12 protein-coding genes are annotated in these 21,280 nt (G+C 41.6%); 5 read left to right on the top strand and 7 right to left on the bottom strand.

Annotated features, from left to right (window positions below):
• Nucleotides 1–52 precede the first annotated feature (52 nt).
• Nucleotides 53–5,644, bottom strand: coding sequence for an alpha-2-macroglobulin family protein (locus BLR37_RS10540; protein ID WP_090768259.1), 5,592 nt, complete (start codon nucleotides 5,642–5,644; stop codon nucleotides 53–55).
• Nucleotides 5,645–5,779: 135 nt separating this feature from the next.
• On the opposite strand from BLR37_RS10540, the gene BLR37_RS10545 reads away from it, so the two are divergent.
• Complete coding sequence (locus tag BLR37_RS10545) at nucleotides 5,780–6,205, top strand: nuclear transport factor 2 family protein (RefSeq protein WP_090768262.1); 426 nt, start codon at nucleotides 5,780–5,782, stop codon at nucleotides 6,203–6,205.
• A gap of 158 nt (nucleotides 6,206–6,363) precedes the next feature.
• Here BLR37_RS10545 and BLR37_RS10550 read toward each other — a convergent pair whose 3' ends face one another.
• Both BLR37_RS10550 and topA read right to left on the bottom strand, forming a co-directional pair.
• Nucleotides 6,364–6,768 (bottom strand): hypothetical protein, encoded by a 405-nt coding sequence (locus tag BLR37_RS10550; RefSeq protein WP_090768264.1) that lies wholly within the window; start codon nucleotides 6,766–6,768, stop codon nucleotides 6,364–6,366.
• Nucleotides 6,769–6,928: 160 nt separating this feature from the next.
• The gene (gene topA, locus BLR37_RS10555) at nucleotides 6,929–9,490 is read right to left on the bottom strand and encodes a type I DNA topoisomerase (protein WP_090768267.1); all 2,562 of its coding nucleotides are present in this window, start codon (nucleotides 9,488–9,490) and stop codon (nucleotides 6,929–6,931) included.
• Between the two features lie 392 nt (nucleotides 9,491–9,882).
• Between topA and BLR37_RS10565 the strand changes: the two genes are divergently transcribed.
• Nucleotides 9,883–10,398, top strand: coding sequence for a glutathione peroxidase (locus tag BLR37_RS10565; protein WP_090768273.1), 516 nt, complete (start codon nucleotides 9,883–9,885; stop codon nucleotides 10,396–10,398).
• Nucleotides 10,399–10,544: 146 nt separating this feature from the next.
• Here the strand turns inward: BLR37_RS10565 and aqpZ are convergent, their stop codons facing one another.
• From aqpZ to BLR37_RS10580, 3 genes are all read right to left on the bottom strand, one after another.
• Nucleotides 10,545–11,252, bottom strand: coding sequence for an aquaporin Z (gene aqpZ / locus BLR37_RS10570; protein WP_090768277.1), 708 nt, complete (start codon nucleotides 11,250–11,252; stop codon nucleotides 10,545–10,547).
• 346 nt (nucleotides 11,253–11,598) lie between these two features.
• Entirely contained in the window at nucleotides 11,599–12,435 is an 837-nt protein-coding gene (locus BLR37_RS10575; RefSeq protein ID WP_090768280.1) for an MBL fold metallo-hydrolase, read from the bottom strand.
• 46 nt (nucleotides 12,436–12,481) lie between these two features.
• Entirely contained in the window at nucleotides 12,482–12,925 is a 444-nt protein-coding gene (locus tag BLR37_RS10580) for a MarR family winged helix-turn-helix transcriptional regulator (protein ID WP_039472175.1), read from the bottom strand.
• Nucleotides 12,926–13,095: 170 nt separating this feature from the next.
• On the opposite strand from BLR37_RS10580, the gene BLR37_RS10585 reads away from it, so the two are divergent.
• A complete protein-coding gene (locus BLR37_RS10585; protein WP_090768283.1) occupies nucleotides 13,096–14,328 on the top strand; it encodes an MFS transporter in 1,233 nt (410 codons plus the stop codon).
• A gap of 610 nt (nucleotides 14,329–14,938) precedes the next feature.
• Here the strand turns inward: BLR37_RS10585 and BLR37_RS10590 are convergent.
• A complete protein-coding gene (locus tag BLR37_RS10590; RefSeq protein ID WP_039472179.1) occupies nucleotides 14,939–15,961 on the bottom strand; it encodes a LacI family DNA-binding transcriptional regulator in 1,023 nt (340 codons plus the stop codon).
• 470 nt (nucleotides 15,962–16,431) lie between these two features.
• Here BLR37_RS10590 and BLR37_RS10595 point away from each other — a divergent pair, with 470 nt between their 5' ends.
• Both BLR37_RS10595 and BLR37_RS10600 read left to right on the top strand, forming a co-directional pair.
• Nucleotides 16,432–19,572: a SusC/RagA family TonB-linked outer membrane protein gene (locus BLR37_RS10595; protein WP_090768286.1), complete on the top strand. Its 3,141-nt coding sequence runs from the start codon at nucleotides 16,432–16,434 to the stop codon at nucleotides 19,570–19,572.
• 4 nt (nucleotides 19,573–19,576) lie between these two features.
• Nucleotides 19,577–21,280 (top strand): RagB/SusD family nutrient uptake outer membrane protein, encoded by a 1,704-nt coding sequence (locus tag BLR37_RS10600; protein ID WP_090768289.1) that lies wholly within the window; start codon nucleotides 19,577–19,579, stop codon nucleotides 21,278–21,280.

Genomic DNA, 21,280 nt, shown 5'->3' on the forward strand with positions numbered 1-21,280 from the left:
ACCAGCGTTTACTATCCTTTTCATTTGGTGAGACATCGACCAATAGTGTTTTCTATTTTACCACCTGCACCCATTTACCAGGCTGTGTTGCCGAAATATCATTATTGTACATGGCTTCGCATTGAACTGCCGACAGATAATATTTGCCCAAATATGAAGCATTCAGTAATACCTTATAAACCAAACTTTCGCCTTCTCTAATATTAAAATAGGTGAAAACGCGGTCGTCTCGAATATCCTGATAGGTAAAAGGAGAGGAGGCCAGCATACTCTGATTATCATTTAATCTGGTATTGATGATTTCCCATCCCGAAGGGAAAATCTGTGTTAAGGCCATTTGCTCATATAAGCCCATTCGCCCCGGATTTTTAACCGTAACTTCTGCATAAAAATCTGTGCCTTGTTTGATCGTAGTCGGATCGATTACCGTTCCGTTTAAGCGCTTGTATATTACATTCATATCCAGCACATCAGATCGGTTGGGCAGAAAATTATTCTGTCCGGCAACAGGCTGACCCGCTAAAACCAAACGCACAAACAGCACATTATTGCCATTATTGGTAACTGATGCTGTGCTGCCTTTAAAGTTTACCGGTGTACTGTTAATGTATTGGTTGCTGTTAACCGGGGCCGATTTTCCATCCAGTACATATTGATATTGCAATTTATTGGCCGATTGATTGGTGCCGCAGAATTTGGCAATGGCCAATAAGCTGTAGGCGGTGGTTTGCGTACTGTACCAGGTATTTTCGCCTAGTTTAGCCGCTAAAGGTTGCAATAAACCGGCTGCTTTGGCTTTTTGTCCGAGTAGGGTAAGTGTTTCTAAAATCATGGCCTGATCACGGACATCTGAACCATAAGTGCCACCTAATTGCTTATAAGCTTCAATTGAAGTATCTAAACCTCTGATCATATTTTGGGCTACCTCATTTTGTCCGGCCAGTTTATAAGCTGCTGCCAAGCGCCATTTAGCTGCTACCGATAAGTACTCAAAGGCTTTTAAACGGTTCATGGCCGCCATTTCAGGTTTTTTGGCCAGGGCCAGCATATATAAGCGGTAAGCTTGCGATAAGTCGCCGCCATAAAAGTTATTGCTGTTTGGTGCCCAGTTTGCGGCTTTCGATTTTTGGTAACGTAAAAGATCATCTAACAGGCCAACCGGAAGGGTATAACCTGCGTTTTGGGCTTCAACTAAAAAGTGACCGGCATAATTACTTCCCCATTCATCGGCACTGCCTTCGCCCGGCCAGTAAGATAAGCCACCTTCGGTAGTCTGGAAACCTTTAAGTCTGTTAATACCAGCTTTAATATTTTTCTCTGTAGCTGCTTTTTGCTGCTCATTAAGTGCGCTGAGCCTGTCGAGGTACAATTGCGGAAAAATGCCCGAAGTAGTCTGTTCGACACAACCGTGCGGATACTGGATCAGGTAACCCAATCGTTTGCTAAGGTTAATGGCCGGGATCGATGAAACTTCGAGTGCACCCGAATTGGTCCCCACCATTCCGATAGGTTGATAATTTACCGCCCATTTGGTATGCGGTTGAACGGTTGCCGATACGACATTGGTAACGTAAGGATTCGGATTTCTGATGTCCATTTCCACATCGTAATCGGTACGTTCGCCACCACTGGTTGCAATTACCTTAACTTTAGCAATGCCCACATTATTTGGTGCTTTTACTTCAAAATAAGCCATTTGCTCGCCCGTTTGTTTGTAGTACAGCTGTTGCTTGTTGTTGCCCTGAACCACTAAATTACTGGCCTGCAACTGTACTGAAACATTTTTAAGGTTGGCTTCGGTAGCAAAAACCGTTACCGGAAGTGTAAAAGTTTCGCCCGGACCAATTACCCGCGGTAAGGTAGCCAATACCATTAAAGGTTTTTTAACCTGTACCGCTTTCTCGGCAAAGCCATAAGCAGCATCCTGACCAGCCACCACCATTGCCCTCACTGAGCCAATGTATTGTGGTAGTTTAAATTTGTGGGTTTTGCTTTCGCCTTTGCCAATGGTAAATGGCCCCATAAATTTAACAACAGCCTTAAAACGGTTTGCTTTAGCAGGATTGAGGTTTTTATTGATGCTTCCATCACCACCAATGCTTAAAATCCGTTCTAAATTTCCGCCCCAGGCACCCAATACATAATCAAATAGATCCCAGGTTTTAACCCCCAAACCTTCGCGTGCATAGAAAGCGCTGTGCGGATCAGGTGTTTTAAAACGGGTAAGATCGAGCAAACCTTCATCAACCAAAGCAATGGTATAAGTCATGGCCTTGCCGTTCTGTTCGCCTACGGTAATGGTATTTTCAGTCTCCGGTTTAATTTTATCGGCCATTTTTATGGTGGGTTTTAAAATGGTTTGCGGATCTTCTACCGATAGCGGAATAGCTCCATACATTCGGATTGGTAGATCATTTACCGTTTGAGCATGCGGTTGTAAGAGTGTAATGTTGGCAAAAACATTTGGCGCCATTTCTTTTTCGGCCTTGAACTTAAACTGTGTTTGTCCGGCTTTGGTATCAACCCAGAAAGTTTTAAGCACACGGCTGCCATTTTCGATAGAGATTAATGCCCGGCCATCTTTTCCTGTTGGAATGGTGAGTGTAATGTCTTCGCCTACTGTAAATTTCTCTTTATTGGCTGTGAAAGAGAGCATCGAAGCTTCGGTCGGATTGCTTCCTTGCTCACGCTGCGCCCAGCCCGGCCAATCTACGTAAACAGATTTGCCGGTTACATGGCCGCCATTGATATCGCGTACCAGGATGAGGTAACGGCCCCATTCGGGTTCATTAACGCGTAAATTCCAGCTTCCTTTACCGTTGGTAAGGTTAACCTGATGGCTTTCTACAAGTTTATTATATTGGTTTTGGGTAAAATTAGCATAAGTATACTGATCATCTTGTTCCCACCACCAGCGCCATTGCGTTTTATACAATTCAACCTGAACGGTCTTGCTGCCACTCAACAGCTTGCCATCGGTATTTACATTTACAATTTCGATCTTATGATCCTGCCCGGTAACCAGCATGCCACTTAAACGGTCGCCTTTTGCCGGACGTATACCCAGATAACTGCTGTACACATGGTAAGGGATACTAAAATTATCGATACTGAAGTTACCTCCGGGCTCGAAAACCTTGGTGGTGAAATTTGCCCGCAATACTCCTGGTGCAGTATTGTTCTCATTCAGATTGGTATTTACCTGTGCCGAACCATTTTGATTTAAAGTACCTTCAAAGATGGTTTTAACCTGCGACTCGAAATTTACAGTTGGATTATCAAAACTAAAACCTTCAAAACCTTTAAACTTGGTTTCGGTGGTATTTAAATTCACATCTACCTTGGCTTTCAGGTTTTGGGCTACAGCGCCAAAGAGCCATTTGGCCGATAGGGTAGCGGCAGAAGTACCACTGGTTAAATAAGGTCTGTTACCAACATTGAAATCGATTTTAAGGCGGTTAGGCATAACCGTCTCAATTTTAAGTGTTTTGGTGAAAGTAGCTCCGCCGGCTTTTACTTTGGCCATCCAGTTACCTGTTGGAGCTGTATTATCAGTTGCAGTCTTAAACGTATAGAAACCGTTAAGTGGTTTGCCATTAATCAGGCGTTTATACAACTGGCCTTTTGGATTATAAAACTCCATCGTTACCGGATAATTTGCCGGAAGTTTCTTGAGTTTATCTTCGAGCACAAAGGAAACAAATAAGCTGTCGCCCGGACGCCAAACACCTCGCTCGCCATAAATAAAACCCTTTAAGCCGCTTTGCACCACATCGCCACCTACGTCGAAACGGCTTAATGGCAGCGAACTGCCATCATCGAGCTTTAAATAACCACGTTCTGAACCATTTTTTGCAATCAGTAAAAATGGCTGGCGTTTTAAATCAAACCTGGCCAAACCATCACCATCCGTTTTGGTGGTGAAAATAATCTGTTTCTGGTAATCCATCAGCTCCAGATTTACGCCACTCAATGGTTTGGCAGTTAATAAATCGGTAGCCACTACCAGCATCGAATTATCATTACCGCGTTTGGCAACTAAACCAATGTTCGAGGCAATTAAGTTTCTGCTGGCCCAGCGCTGATTGGTGTAGAAAGATGGGGTACAAGGATTGTCCTTATCGTTCCATCTGTAATTTGAAGGGTAATAGTTGTTGTAGCGCGACCAGAAATCGTCGTCTTCATCAATTTTTTCACCATAACCTTCGTAATCTCCATATTCGGCGCCATCTTCGCCTTCATCAGCTTTTTCTTCGCCAGCTTTACAGTTATAAGCATTGTATTCCTGCCTGAACGCAATGGTAACGCGGTACATCGCACCAGGCTCCGTGCGGATCATCTTGTCCAGATCGAGCGTAAAACGGTTCTTTTTGTGCAGATTAAGCGCTTTATCCTCATCTAAACGCACGGTTTTCTGTAAAATGGGCTTGGCCACCCTGCGCAACTCGTTGCCATCTTTATAACTGTTTGTCTGGAAGAACTGCGGAATATTGTTTTCGTAAATCTTAATTACAGTTACATCAACTGCTTTCAGGTTAATGGCTTCGAAAGGTAAGACCAGTTTGCCTGAATTGGGTAGAATAGAACCACCACCGGAGATTGTTACTGCAGGTAGCTTATCTTCAAAAACGAGGTTGGCCATTTTACCTGTGGCCAGTTTTTTGCCATTGATGTTTTCGATACCGGCATTGGCATTTAAGGCATAGTTACCTTTAAGCTCTTCGGCAGCGTAAACCTTAACCTGACTGGCATCAATCGTGTAGCGTAGATCGCTCAAATTCCCCAGTGTAATCATACCGGTTAAATCCTGCCCAACACCAATAGGCTCTGAAAATTGCACCAGGGCATAATCTTCCTCACCCTGAATGGCTTTAATGTCGAGAATTTCGAATTTGTTGAGTGCCGGAACCCTGATTTCTTCGCTCCCTTTTTGGTCGGCATCAATGGCGTCGCCATTCCAGTCTATTTTTAAAGTCTGGTCGCTTCCGGTTTTCTTAATGCTGTCTATTGTAAATTTAGAGGTGTTTTTTGCCGGATCGTGCTGCCATTTTACTTTTAATTTTTGGTCGAAATCGAGCTCAATGGTTTTTTCTATTTTACTGGTTTCTTCCACGTCGGCAGTGGCTACTTCACCGGTTAGCTTCATATAATCGAGCGCGGTATTGTTTTGTGAAACGAGCCCGTTTTGAGAGAGCATGATACCAGGTGTAATTACTTTAAACTCAAAGTCGAAATCTTCGAGCCCTTTTTCAGTAGCCGAAACTTCTGAAAGTTTAAAGGTAGCTTCGTAGTTTTTGCCTGGTTTGAGGTTTTCATCTGGCCTGAATTCTATCGTCTGCGGATCAATCCAATAGGCTTTTCCGGAAATAGAAGGAGAGAAATCGAACAATTCGCGCGAATCGGCTTTGCCGAGATCCTGCATGCCGGTTGCTGCATTGGCCAGGTGCACACGGATAAAACTTTTTTTCGAAATGGTACCCGAAGTATAAGCCTCGATGTATTTGGCGTAAGCCTGGTTTTCTTCGTTTGTTTTTTTCTTCTTGTTAAAATATACAAAAAGAATAGCGGCAATTGAAACCAAGAGGAGTCCGCCAAAGATTAATCTCTTTTTTGATGATGATCGGTAACTAGATGGATTTTCCATAGGTATTTTAGGTAATTTGAATGAAAAATAACTAAAATTCACGTTAAATAGAATAATGTTGAAAATTAGCGTGCTTAACTTGTTCCTTTCCACAGTTTTGGATAAGTTTACAGCCGTTAACCAAAATAATCCCTTATGATCAAGAAAATATTTGTTTTATCTGCTTTAATTTTAGGAACCGTACATTTTTCTTTTGCACAAAAAACTGAAGTTGAGGCAGCTGTAACGAAATTAACCAAACTGATGGTTACGCCAGATAGTTCAGCGCTGGATAAATTAATCCTCCCAAATTTGAGCTACGGCCATTCGAGTGGGAAAATACAGACTAAGCAAGAGTTTTTGCACTCTTTACTTTCTGGTGAATCAGATTTTGTAGATATAAATTTAACCGATCAGTCGGTTATCCTTCAAAATAAAACCGCATTGGTACGCCATACTTTAAACGCGAAAACCAATGATAAAAATGTACCTGGAAATGTGAAATTGTATATTTTGCTGATTTGGAGCAAAGAAAAAGCAGGGTGGAAGTTACTGGGCAGACAAGCGGTAAAGGTACCTTAGTTTAGTTTGGAGTTTGCAGTTCTGGATGCAGAAGTAGCGATATAGCTAAGGTTGTAAACTTCCATTAGTTTGGAGTTTTCAGTTCTGGATGCAGAAGTAGCGATATTGCTAAAGCTACATATCTGGAAGTTCCAAACGCTCCACTCCAAACTCCCAACTTATTTAATCATTACCCCCGGGCGGTTTACCAGTGGGATTTTAATCAAATTAGAATCGATAATGCTTTCGGGAAGGAAAATGAATTTCTTATCGTAAATGGTGCCGTCAATGTAATAGCTCAGCCAGTATTCGTTGGTTAGGCCAAAAACTTCGGGATCTATGGCTTCAACACCGGCAAAAGACTGCGCTTCCATATCGCCAATAAAATGCCTTAAAACAGAGGTTTTTACCTGTTTTCCATCTTTTTCACCATAACCTTTAGAGCTAATCAGAACATTGGTAATGGGCTCATTTTTTAGGTTAACAAGGTAAACCGTCCAGTTTTTTACTTCCGGCGTTTCACTCATCAGCACAACGGCCATGGCAATATCTTCAACTGTATTTTCTGGTAAATCTGATTTCAAAGGGGGTAACTGTTTAAATTGTTTAATCGGTTAATTGTATAACTTTTAAAATTTGAATTTAATCTGTCCTGCTGAGTCTGTCGAAGCACTTATTTTAATGTCCTTCGACAGGCTCAGGATGACAATTCTATTTTGTGAACCATTTATGCGATGGCGTGATTTATTTCTTCTTCGCTACAGCTTTTTTAGCTGGTGCTTTTTTCTTTGCCGGCGCTTTCTTTTTTGTTTCGAAAGCGTTCGGAACCTGCTCTACAATCATCTTTTTAACCACTTCCAGGTCAATATCAGCCAGTTCTTCGGCCGTATATTTCTGTTTGGTGGCTTCGTTGTTTCTCAGTTTCAGCATCAGTTTGCCAAAACGGATAAATGGTCCCCAACGGCCGTTTTCGATCGAAATTTTCTCGGCATCCCAGGTTTTAATGTACCTGTTGGCTTCTTTTTCAACTTTTTTGCCAATTAAGGTTTCAATATCGGCCTGTGTAAGGTTATCGAAATCGTAACCTTTAGCCGGGATATTGATAAACAAGTCGTTCCATTTAATAAACGGACCAAAACGCCCTTTTCCTTTGGTAACGCCCAGGCCTTCGTAATAAGCAATAGGCGCATCGTCGTCCATTTTCTGGCGAATAATTTCAACAGCTCTTTCGTAGGTTACCGACAGCGGTTCTTCATTTTTAGGCAATGAAATAAAACTCTCGCCCCATTTTACATAGGGCCCGAAGCGGCCAACACCAATTACTACTTCTTTACCTTCAAAATCGGGTAGCTGGAAAGGTAGTTTAAATAATTCTAATGCATCGTCAAGCGAAATGGTAGCAACCGATTGGTTACGCATTAAGCTGGCATAGCGGGGCTTTTCTTCTTCATCAAGCTCGCCAATTTGCACCAGCGGACCAAATTTACCCACTTTGGTGTAAACGTTTTTACCTGTAGCCGGATCAAGTCCCAGCAAGCGTTCGCCAGTAGCACGTTCGGCAGTTTCTAAAGTAGTTTCTACTTCGGTATGGAAAGGATTATAGAAAGAATGGAGCATTTTAGTCCACTCTTGCAAACCTTGTGCAATCTCATCAAATTCTTTTTCTACTTTGGCGGTAAAGTTAAAATCGACGATTCCTTTAAAATGTTCAACCAGGAAATCATTAACTACCTCACCAATATCGGTAGGGAAGAGTTTCGATTTTTCGGCTCCCGTTATTTCTGATTTGGTTTCTTTTTTAACCTTGCCATCGGCCAAAGTAATGGCTGTAAATTTACGCTGCTTGCCTTCGCGGTCTTCTTTTACTACATAACCACGGTTTTGTACGGTAGAAATGGTTGGTGCGTAGGTAGACGGACGGCCAATGCCCAGTTCTTCTAATTTTTTAACCAAACTGGCCTCCGTGTAGCGTGCCGGCGGACGAGAATAACGCTCAGTTGCCTGCATTTCTTTTAAAAATAATTCCTGCCCCTTAGCTAAAGGAGGTAAGATTGAGCCGCCTTCTTTTTCATCGCCTTCTTCATCGTCGGTTGACTCGAGATAAACTTTTAAGAAACCATCAAATTTCAGCACCTCACCTTCAGCCACTAAATGCTCTTTGCGGGTTGAAGCGGTAATTTGGGCTGTGGTTTTCTCGAATAAGGCTTCGCTCATTTGAGAGGCAATTGAACGTTTCCAGATTAGATCGTACAAACGTTTTTCTGAAATATCGCCATCAACCGTATGTCTGTCGAAATAAGTTGGGCGGATGGCTTCGTGAGCCTCTTGTGCACCTGCCGATTTGGTTTTATAAACCCTTGGCTGGTGATATCTTTCGCCGTAGGCCGATTTGATTTCGGCTGCTGCAGCATTTATAGCGGTTTCTGATAAGTTTACCGAGTCAGTTCTCATGTAGGTAATCTTACCCGCCTCGTATAATCGTTGGGCAACCTGCATGGTTCTGGCAACCGAAAAACCTAATTTACGGGAAGCTTCCTGTTGCAGGGTTGAAGTGGTAAAAGGTGCAGCCGGATTACGTTTTGCCGGTTTGGTTTCTAAACTGCTGATGCTGAAATTGGCATTGGCACAATCCTGAAGGTATTTCTCCGCATCGGCTTCGCTTTCGAAACGCTGTGGCAATTCGGCTTTAACCAGTTCGCGGCCTTTGCCGGTAGTAAACTGGGCTGTTATTTTGTATGCTGCTGAAGCATTAAAGTTTAAAACTTCTCTTTCTCTATCTACAATTAAACGTACGGCAACAGATTGCACACGGCCTGCAGATAAAGATGGTTTTACCTTTTTCCATAATACCGGCGAAAGCTCAAAACCTACCAGGCGATCTAAAACGCGGCGGGCTTGTTGTGCATTTACCAGGTTATAATCGATGCCCCGTGGACTATCGATGGCTTTTAAAATGGCAGGTTTGGTAATTTCATGAAAAACGATCCGTTTGGTTTTTTCTACTTTAAGGCCTAATGTTTCGAATAAGTGCCACGAAATGGCTTCTCCCTCGCGGTCCTCATCGGATGCTAACCATACCATTTCGGCATCTTTGGCAAGCTTTTTCAATTCTGCGACCACATTCTTCTTATCGGCGGGCACCTCGTAGGTTTGGGCAAAATTATTTTTAATATCAATTGCCATATCACCCTTCACTAAATCACGGATATGGCCATAGCTAGACTTCACCAGGAAATCTTTGCCTAAATAGCCTTCAATAGTTTTAGCTTTTGCGGGTGACTCGACGATTAGTAAGTTTTTTGCCATGTAATACGTTTTTGTGCAAATAAAGCTATAATTCAAGCATAAATCAAAACCTGATTAAAATTTAATACAAATTTTTTGCTGATTTTTTTAGTGATCGTTATCATTTTTTTGAAAAAAGGGCTAGAAATGAGTGGTTTTAATGCGTTTTTTATATCCTGGCTGAAGGATTTGAATTGCTTATGGCTTACTTACTAAGAGCGGCTCCTGGCTGGTGCGCCGGTAAGCAAGCTGAGATTTTACATTTTAGCTTTGTTTATTACTGGTTTTCATTTTCAAAAAAACATACTTATTATAAAACAAGCTGCCTTTTTACCCATCCATCTTACATTTTACACGAAGCATACCCTGACGAAAACTATTTGTACTTATATTCGTATATAAAATAAAAAACGATGATAAGCACAATTTTAATTCTACTTAACTTTTTGGTGCCAAACCCGCCAAAAAATGTTTACGATTTCAGTTTTAAGACCATTGATGGTAAAGAAATTAAACTATCAAAGTTTAAAGGCAAGAAAATCATGATCGTAAATACGGCCTCTAAGTGCGGATTTACCCCACAGTACGAAGACCTGGAGAAACTACAGAAGCAATACGGTAAAAAAGTGGTACTCATTGGTTTTCCGGCTGGTAATTTTGGCGGTCAGGAATTTTCGACCAATGCCGAAATTAAAGAATTCTGCACAGGCAAGTACAATGTTTCGTTTTTACTGGCTGAGAAAAGCAGTGTAAAAGGAGATGACATTAGCCCATTGTTCAAATACCTGACTTCGCAAACCAATACCGAGGAGCAAGGCGATATTAAATGGAATTTTGAAAAATTCCTGATTAACGAAAAAGGGGAGTTGGTGCACCGTTTCCGTTCTAAAGTTAAGCCAACTGATGAATTGATTACAAAGAACCTATAGAAGGGATTTGAGGCTTGAGATGTGAGACTTGAGATATGAGACTTGAGATGTGAGATGGGTAGTCTTTGCTCATGTTAAGCTTTTAGAAAAGGTAAAATGAAATTTGGGTATTGTTCCATCTTCCATTTTACCTTTTCCTTTTTATGCTAGTTACGTTCGAGAACGGTTTTCCAAACAATGCCGCTCAAAACTGCCCCCACAATTGGTGCTACAATAAATAACCAAACCTGGCTTAGGGCTTGTCCGCCAACCAAAACTGCGGGACCAATACTACGTGCCGGATTTACCGATACGCCAGTTACAGGTATACCTACAATGTGAATGAGCACTAAACTTAAGCCAATGGCTAAGCCGGCAAAGCCCCCGTTGATATTTTTGGTAGAGGTTGAACCAAAAATTACCAATAAGAAAATAAAGGTAAGAACAACTTCGGCAATTAAACCCGCCTGTAAATTATAGTGCTGAGGCGAAAAGGCTTCGTAACCATTTTGACCAAGACCATTGGCGGCTAGCGAATACTCGGGTTTGCCGGAGGCGATTAACATGAGGATAGCGGCACCTGCAATGCCGCCTAAAATTTGTGCCACAATGTAATAGACTGCTTCTGAAGCATTCATGCGGCCGGTTACCACCATGCCAATAGATATGGCCGGATTAATATGACAACCGGATATATGCCCGATAGCATAGGCCATAGCCACTACCGAAAGACCAAAGGCAAACGAAATGCCCAATAAGCCTACGCCTGCTGTACCGTTGGCACCTGCTATTACAGCGCTGCCACAACCCATTAAAACCAATACTAATGTGCCCAGAAACTCGGCACTGAATTTTGAGAATTTGCTTGTCTCCATATAATTATTATTTAAGGTTTACACATTATATTGGGGACGAATATGTATTCGAATATAGAAAAAAATAAACAAAACGGGAATAAAATTTTGTGAAGGAAATTTTGCGCCTTTATAAGGTTATAAGCAAAAAAGAAGGGGCATAAATCCTTATGCCCCCTCAATAAACCAAACAAACTATTTATGAAGTATAGATATAACTCCAATACAGCCAAAATGTTTTGTGGTAAAAATGGATTGAGCTATAGATTGTTTTTGTTATACCTGTTTTTAAAGTGTATTTGGTTGTAATACAGTATTATAGTGTTTGAAATTCAAAAAAGCTGTTGTTTTTTGTGACTTTAAAATGTTAAAACAAATTTAACTGGTCGGGTTGGTAAAGTTCCGGACGAAAAACATAGTCCTGTGTGGTATTTTGATCGGCGCTAATATAATACAGATCGGTTTCTTCGTATCTCGAAGCTACTTTAACCAAAGTATCGCCGGCAACATTTTTAAAAAGTGTTTCTACGAGTTCAGGATCGTTATTGTCTTTAGACAGGTGGCTCAACAACAAATGGCTCATGTAGGCCGGTTTATGGTTGGTAAAGAGCTCAAGCGCCTGGGCATTGCTTAAGTGGCCATGACCGCCCATAATTCTTTGTTTTAAGAAATAAGGGTATCTGCCATTTTGAAGCATTTGGGTGTCGTAATTGGCCTCCAGGAATGCGGCATGGCAATCTTTGAAATGGCTTATGAGTCGATCGCAAACAGCACCTATATCAGTAAAAACACCAACTTTAACTGTGTTACATTCTATAGTGAAGCTATAAGGATCTGCTGCATCGTGGAATTTAGAAAAGGCTGCGATTTTTAAATCACCTATCTGGATGGTTTGCAGGTGGCTTAAAGAAAAGGTATTGGCGGCATCGAGTAAAAGGCGGCTACTTTTTAAGGTCGGTGTACTAATGTATACCGGAAGTTTATATTTTTTTGCAAAAACAGTGAGGCCCTTAATGTGGTCGCTGTGCTCATGCGAAATAAAAATGGCTTTGACTTTGTTTATGGATAAGCCCAGGCGTGCCATCCGTCTTTCAACTTCCTTACAGGTTAGGCCCACATCAACCAAAACAGCTTCATTATCGTTACCAACATAGTAACAATTGCCGTTGCTGCCCGAGTTTATGGAAGTAAAATATAGTGCCATATAAGGGGTGCAAGATACGGCTTATTTGCCGAAGGAAAAAAGAAAACTATACACGGCTGCCGTTGTGCTCTACCAGGCGCGAGAGGAGTGGCAGGAAGGCCTGGATGAGGTTAATTTCTTCAGAAGAGAAAATTTTTTCCATGGTTTGAACGAGCCACTCTTCTTTTATTTTGCGGGTGGCAATGATGTGTTTTTCGCCCAATTTGGTCAGGCCAATAAATACTTTGCGTTTATCGTCTTCGCTGGGAAAACGTTCTACGCATTTGGCATCGTGCAAACGGTTAATGATTTGTGAAATGGCCTGTTTAGATACCCTTTCCATATCAGCCAGCTCGGTAGATAACATTTTGCCATGTTGCTCTAATAACGACATGGTAAGCAATTCGGCGTTGCTAAACTCAGAGCTTACGTTTTGTTTGCGTAGCTGCCGGGTTAAACGGGTAACCGTACTTCTTAATCGGGCTGCAATATCCTGGGTTTGCGTTGGCATAGTAATGGTAAATAAACTTTACAAATATAAGCTTTAAATTTTATAGGTAAATACTGTTTTTTTGAAAATACCTGTTATTTATGAATTTGATATGATAAAACAAGATGATTTTGATTTTATAGTTCTGTTTAAAAATTCTATTTTTGTAAAGTTACTTTACTATTTTAAACATGAGTATTTTTCGTTCACTAAGGCACTATAATTACAGGTTATTTTTTACAGGACAAGCTATTTCGCTAATTGGTACCTGGATGCAGCGTGTAGCCATTAGCTGGTTGGTTTACCGCTTAACGGGCTCGGCATTTCTTTTAGGATTAATTACTTTTTTAAGTCTAATCCCATCACTGGTACTGGCGCCCTATGCAGGGAGCTACGTAGACAGGCATAACAAGTATAAAATCCTGGTCATTACGCAGGTGATTTTAATGCTGCAGGCAGGTGCGCTGGCTTTAATGATCTGGTTTAAAGTGTATGATATGTTCTGGATTGCGGCACTCTCGCTGGTGCAGGGGCTGATCAATGCTTTTGATGTAACGGCACGTCAATCGTTAATGGTCAATTTAATTGATGATAAAGAAGATTTACCAAATGCAATCGCTTTAAACTCATCGATGTTTAATGCGGCCAGGTTAATTGGACCGGCTTTGGCAGGGGTAATTTTAAGTACATTGGGCGAAGACGTTTGTTTTCTGATCAATTTTGTGAGTTTTATCGCTGTGCTGGCTTGTATGGTAATGATGAAACTTAAATTAACTGAACATAAAAAATCGACAGAGAATATTTGGATTGACCTGAAAAAGGGATATGATTATTTAAAGGCATCGCCAGATCTTGCTTCAATGGTTTTAATGATGGCAGCATCGAGCCTTTTGGTAATTCCTTTTACCACGTTGTTGCCGGTTTTTGCTAAAGATATTTTTAACGGCAATGCCACCACCTTTGGCTGGTTTGAAAGTGCAGCTGGTTTTGGCGCATTTTTCGGCGCTATTTACATGGCAACTTTAAAGGCAAATCAGAATTTGCAGAAAATAGTGATGATGTCGGGTATTTTACTGGCCCTATCGGTAGTAGCACTGGCTATTTCGCCATCACTCATCCTGGCTTTAATTTGTACCGGTTTGGCTGCTTTGGGTTTAATGGCGCAAACCTCATCTATAAATACCTATTTGCAAACCCATGCCGATGATTTAATGCGTGGAAGAACGCTTAGTTATTACATTATGGCCTACCAGGGGGTATTGCCTATCGGGAGTTTGTTAATGGGGTATTTAGCCCACCTTTTCGGTACACAGGTGGTGGTAGCTTTTGAAGGGATAGCGGGATTACTGATTGTTGTTGCTTTTGCTTACAATGAGAAACACAGGAACCAAATGAAAGACCGGTTTTCTTTATTGGGAAGCTAGGAGGGAGAGATTCGTCATTGCGAGAAGGCTTTTCAGCCGACGAAGCAATCTTACATGGTGTGCTTAAAAAGACATTTAAGCTGTTGAAGCATTTAACCATTAAGGGATTAAGGACATTAAGTTTTTGTATCACCAATATTTCTTAACTGTCTTAATTTCTTAATGATATTATTAGACGCCCAGTCTTCCGACTCAGGACTTCATACTCCGGACTTTTTTTACCACCTTAGACATTTAAGGGAATTTAAGATTAGGTATGTGAGGAAGGGATGTAGTTTCTTCGGACCGCTGACTCCAGACTATTTTTTACCATTAAGGTTTTAAGGACATTAAGTTTTTACAGCATACATGTCTTAACTGTCTTAATTTCTTAATGATATTATTAGGCACCCTGTCTTCCGACTCCGGACTCTTTTTTACCACCTTAGACACCTAAGGGCATTTAAGATTAGGGTATGTGAAGAAGGGAGCTAGCTTCTTCGGATTTCGTACCGCTTACTCCAGATTATTTTTTACCATTAAGGTTTTAAGGACATTAAGTTTTAATATGACTAATATTTCTTAACTGTCTTAATTTCTTAATGATATATTATAGCCTGACTTTTTTAAATTATGCTTCGTGCACAATGAGTTTACAATCCACCATCACTTTCTGATAATTTTCCATATCAATTTCTCTATTGATAAGCTGAAGCAGAAGTTTAATGGCATTTTCGCCTACCGATTCGGGGTTTTCTTCAACTGATGCAATGGGCGGTGAATCCAGATAGCTGATAAAAGAAGTGTTTCCAAAACCTATGCATTCAATCTGGTCCAGGTTGGGATGATTGATCGACCTGAGGTATTTAATTGCATCGAATAAAATGGGCTCTTTAAATGCAACCAGGGCAGTAGGTGTATTTTGTGGATTGTCGAAAAGGTTCTGGATAGCCGAAATGGTATTTTCTTTATCGAAATCGGTATAGGCTACCAAATCTGCCGAAAAAGGCACTCCGTTATCTTTTAGCGCATTGATGTAGCCATTAAAGCGATCGTGCGTAAAATTGATCATTTTTGGTCCACCCAGATAGGCTATTTTTTTATGCCCGCGGTTAATTAAAAACTGGGTGGCTTTATAGCAGCCCTGAAAGGTGTTGCCTAAAACTTTATGACAGCTTAAATTGAAACTCGGATTACGGGTGTAATATACCACCGGAATGCCCATGTTTTCGAACTGGTCGAGGTGCGCAAAATCCTGTGTATGTTTAGATATGGCAACGATCAATCCATCAACGCGGCTGCGCAGCAACATGTTGGCCGATTGGATTTCTTTTTCCAGATCGTCGTGCGATTGGCTAATGATGACATTGTAGCCGTTTTGGGTTGCAAACTGCTCAACCCCATAAATACTGCGCGTAAAAAAGTGATCTAAAAGATTGGGTAAAATAATACCGATAATGCGCGACTTCTTTTCCTTTAAATTAATGGCTGATTTGTTGGGGGTAAAATGCAATTCGCGAGCCATCTCCTGAACACGTTTTTTGGTGTATTCATTTATGGTAGGATAGTTATTAAGGGCTTTTGATACTGTTGATACTGACATCTTTAACTTTTCAGCCAGGAACTTCAGGGTAACAGGGGTATTGTTCGTCATCTTTTCCAATCTCAATGCATAGTTAAGAAAAAAACACAATTATTTCAAACGTTTGAAATGAGTTTCAACTGATTTTATGGCCTTTTAAGCTATTTTGAAAGACTTTTATCCTTTTAGCTTTTCTACATTCGTTACCACTAACTCAAACTAACCAAGTAAATATGATGAAATCATCCCACAATTGTTTTTGTATGATCAGGGCAAGTGCAAAGACTCCAAATTTGGCTGAACAGGCTTACGTAGATTTATCTCAAAAATGTTACTTTTTGAAGATAAGATCGTACCATCCTCAAGACGCATAGACTTTAGTTAAAGACCAATTAATTTCCCGGCTGTCAGCCTGATTTTTAAGCTGGCTGCAAAATATATAAACCTGTTCCTTTTATTGATTCCAGACAATAAAAATGAACCGGAAGGGATATGCTATGCATTAAATTTTAACCAAACAGATTAAAATATTGATAATAATTATGGATATACTTTACAATTTAAAAAGGACTTTTGCCAGTGTAGGAACGGAGCGATTCCAAAGGTTTAAGGTGCTTTATATTTTAACATTCCTTTTATTGATGAGTGCATCGTTTACTGCCTTTGCACAAAGCACAGTAAATGGTACAGTGAAAGATGCAAAAGGAGTTACCTTGCCCGGTGTAAGTGTTAGGGTTAAAGGTACTTCACAAGGTGCTGTTACCGATAACGATGGTAAATTTTCGATCAAAGCTGCAGGTAACGCCACCTTAACATTTACTTATGTAGGTTACACGATTAAAGATGTAGCTGTAAATAATAAAACTGTATTAAATGTAGTGTTGGAAGACGATACGCAGGGACTGGATGAAGTAATTGTGGTAGGTTATGGCGTGCAGAAAAAATCTACTTTAACCGGGGCTGTGGCACAGATTGGTGCCGAAGAGGTAATGAAATCGCCAACTCCAAGTCCTACAAATGCCTTAATTGGTCGTTTACCCGGTTTACTGGCCGTGCAAACCAGTGGGCAACCCGGAGCCGATGCCGCACAGTTAAAGGTACGTGGTGTAGCCACTTACGGATCTAACAATGCTGCAATTGTAGTGGTAGATGGGGTAGAGCGCCCGAGTTTTTCGGATGTAGATGCAAGCGAAATTGAATCGGTGACGGTTTTAAAGGATGCGGCTTCTACAGCAATTTACGGGATCAGGGGTGCGAATGGTATCATCGTAATTACCACCAAACAAGGTAAAATTGGTAAGCCGAAAGTAACGTACACCGGTAACATTGCCATGCAAACCTATACCGGCCTGGCTGTTGGTTTACCCGCTTTTGAAAATGCATCTTTATTAAATCAATCATATGTAAACGATGGTAAAGCGCCATTTTTTACCGATGCCGAACTGCAAAAATTCAAAGATGGTTCAGACCCGATTGGTTACCCCGATGTGCAGTGGTTCGATTATTTAACCAAAAAATATTATGCCCAAACCCAGCATAACATTAACATTAACGGTGGTACTAAAATTGCCAAGTATTTTGTTTCTGCAGGTTATGCTTTCCAGGATGGTATTTTCAAGAAATTCGATTCACCTTATGGCATCAATACTGTACCCAATTACAACCGTTACAATTTCCGTTCGAACGTAGATTTAACCCTGAACAAAGATTTTACCGTTGGGATTAAGCTGGGAGGTCGTTTTGCCAACCGCTATCAGCCTGCCGGTTTGTTGTCTTCTTCGGCTTTCTCTTATGATACCATTGAGGGGATGATTTCGCGTATTTTGCAGGTTCCGGCTTATGCTTATCCGGTAACTTTACCAGATGGCAGGATTACCGCTAACCCGAACATTGGTACCAATATCTGGAATCCTTTTGCAGTACTAACCCGTTTCGGAACCCGTAACGATGATAACAACACGATAGAAAGTACTTTCAATTTAAACTATAAACTGGGTTTTATTACCAAGGGTTTAGGTTTTAAAACTGTTTTTGGTTACGATTCTTATTACAACAATATTGAGCGGAGAAATGCCAACTGGGCGGCTTATGTTTACAATCCTGCAACTGGACAGGCTACTTTATCAACCGATACCCGTAATCGTGATGAGCCTTTAGGTGCCGTGCAGGATGGAGGGGTAACCAGTGGAAGTACCAACATGAACCTGCAAACCGGTTTTGATTATAACCGCGATTTTGGGAAACATAACGTGGGCGGATTGTTACTGGGTACACGACAGCTTATCCGCACTACCGGCGCTACACCATTTACGGCTCCGCCACGTGCCTCGCAGGGTGTTGTTGGCCGGGTTACCTACAATTATAATGAACGCTACTTTGCCGAATTCAATGGTTCTTACAACGGATCTGAAAACTTTGCCGAAGGTTTACGTTACGGTTTCTTTCCAGCAGTATCAGCAGGATGGACGCTTACTAACGAGCCTTTCTGGAAAAAGAACAATGTGTTAACCTATTTAAAAATCAGGGGAAGTTACGGGCAGGTTGGTAACGACAGGATTTCGGATAACCGTTTCTTGTTCTTAACCACCTACACCGCCAATTCCGGTGCGCCATTCGGCAATCCGCTGGCCCTGGTTAATTACCCAACCCTTTACATAGGCGATACTGCCTTAGGGAACGATAAAGTAACCTGGGAAACCGGTACCAAAAGAAATATTGGTATGGAAGCACGTTTCCTGAGCGATAACCTGAAATTAACCGTTGATCTTTTTGACGAAACCCGTAAAGATATTTTAACACCAGCGCTGAGCGGCTCTGCATTATTCGGGCATGCTTACCCCAACTTAAACAAAGGGATAGTGTACAATAAAGGTTACGAAGTTGAGCTCGATTACCAGCGTACTGTGGGTAGCGTAACTTTTGGCCTAAATGCGCAGTTGAGTTACAATAAAAATAAAATCCTGGAGAACGATGAACCAGATGGCATGCCTTTTTCACTGGCCAGAAAAGGTACCAGTGTTGGTCAGTTTTTCGGATATAAAACAGATGGGTTTTTCCAGTCGGCAGCAGATATTGCCGCTTCACCCAAGTTATCGGGATACAATCCAATTCCGGGCGATTTAAAATTCAAAGACCTGGATGGCGATGGTGTAATTACCAATTTAGATCAGGATGCTATTGGCTATACCAATACTCCGCAATACATTTACAGTTTTAGTCCGAGGGTAAGCTATAAAGGATTTTCGCTTTCAGCTTTATTTCAGGGCGTAGCTAACGTAAGCTCAAACGTAATTTTAAACGAGCAGAACAATGGTCAGCAAATGTATCCGTTCATGCTCGATTCGTGGACACCGGCTACTGCTTCAACAGCCACCTGGCCGGCATTGCATGCCCGTGGTACAGCATCTTTAAATTATGCTTTAAACGATTTTACCTTACAAAATTCAGCTTATTTAAAAATCAGGAATATTGAGCTGGCCTGGACACTTCCAAAATCGTGGATGAGTACCTTAAAACTAAGCAATGTGCGGGTTTTCTTACAGGGGCAGAATATTTACACCTGGACCAAGTATAAGTTCTATATCGATCCGGAGAATGTAAACACCATTAACACGGCATTCCCGCTACAGGCGCTTTATCCAACATCGCGGATTTACAATTTTGGTTTAAACGTTCAATTTTAAGCTCATGAAAAACTACAAGATATATACAGCCATTGTTTTATTAACGCTGTTTGCTGTTTCCTGCAAAAAAGACTACCTGGAAAGAACACCTGGTGTGGCTTTGAGTGAGGATGAAATTTTTGCAGATCCGGCACAGGCTGCCCGCTTTGCAGATAACGCTTATAATTATGTAATTAACAAATACGTACGCTTTAACGATCACCGCGGTTGCGTAGCGCAGGCATCAGACGAGGCTGTTTCGGGTAATTCGGAAGGTACGGTAACCACTTTAAACCGGGGATTGTACCACGATCACAGTAACGGAGCTTCGTTAAACGATATTTACGATATCTGGAAAAGAATGTATGCCGGTATTGCCATCGAAACTAAAATGCTTTCGCGTTTGGCTGATGTTCCGCCGGCGCCACCTGCTACTGTTCCCATTTTTCAACCAGTGAGGGTAGAGGGCGAGATGCGTTTTTTACGCGCCATGTCTTATTTCGAATTAACCAAAAGATTTGGTGGTGTGCCTATTGTTGATAAGGTATATACCGTTAACGACGAATTGAATCTACCCCGAAGTTCGTTTGATGATGTAACCAAATACATCCTGGCCGATCTGGCTATTGCCGAAGCCAAATTAGGTAACGATGCCGATTATACCGCTGCCGATTATGGCCGACCTACCAAGGGCGCAGTGCAGGCTTTAAGAACCCGGGTGCTTTTATATGCCGCAAGTCCGTTAAATAACCCAACAGGCGATAAAGCCAAATGGGCTGCTGCTGCCGCTGCTGCGCAAAGATTAATGAATGGCGAATTTGGTCCTTACGCCTTGCAAGCCACTTATGGCGATATTTTGAATGTGCCTACTTCATCAGAATACATCATGATCCGCATTAAAGGCAATACGCCACTGGCAGGAGAAATGATGCAGGATTTTTCAATGTCGCCAGGTTCTGGTGGTGCGCAAGGACAAATGAACCCTACGCAAAACCATGTGGATATGTACGAAATGGCCAATGGAAAAGCCATTACCGATCCAACTTCTGGTTACGATCCGCAGAAACCTTATGCCAACCGCGAACCTCGTTTTTACGATAACATCATTTACAACGATCGCCCGTGGCAAGGTAGAGCCATCCAGATGTGGTCATCGCCGGCAGGTGCACTCGATTACAGTACTACCATTACTTATACCGCTACGCGCTACTATTGCAAAAAATACTGGCCTGAGGTATATCGTACCGTAGGTGGAAGTACCACCTTGCTCAATTACATTTATTTCCGCTATGCCGAAGTATTGCTCAACTATGCCGAGGCACAAAACGAAGCCGTAGGTGCTGATGCATCAGTTTACAAACAGCTGGTTGATATCCGTAAAAGAGCTGGCATTCAACCAGGTGCCGATAACCTTTATGGGCTTAAAGCCAACATGAACCAGGATGAAATGCGTACTGCCATCAGGCACGAGCGTGCAATTGAGCTGGCTTTCGAAGATCACCGCTGGTACGATATTATGCGCTGGAAAATTGGCGCTACCACCATTGGAGTACCTATGAAAGGCATGGATGTGATTAAACAGGCCAACGGAACCTTTGTCTATACACCTTTTGTATTGAGCCAGACTTTCCAGAAAACCTGGACCGAAAAGCAAAACCTGTACCCCATTCCGCGTGCAGAAATTTACAAAAGCAAAGGAGTATTAACACAAAATCCGGGTTGGGAGTAG

This window comes from Pedobacter soli (assembly GCF_900101435.1).
Lineage (GTDB): Bacteria > Bacteroidota > Bacteroidia > Sphingobacteriales > Sphingobacteriaceae > Pedobacter > Pedobacter soli.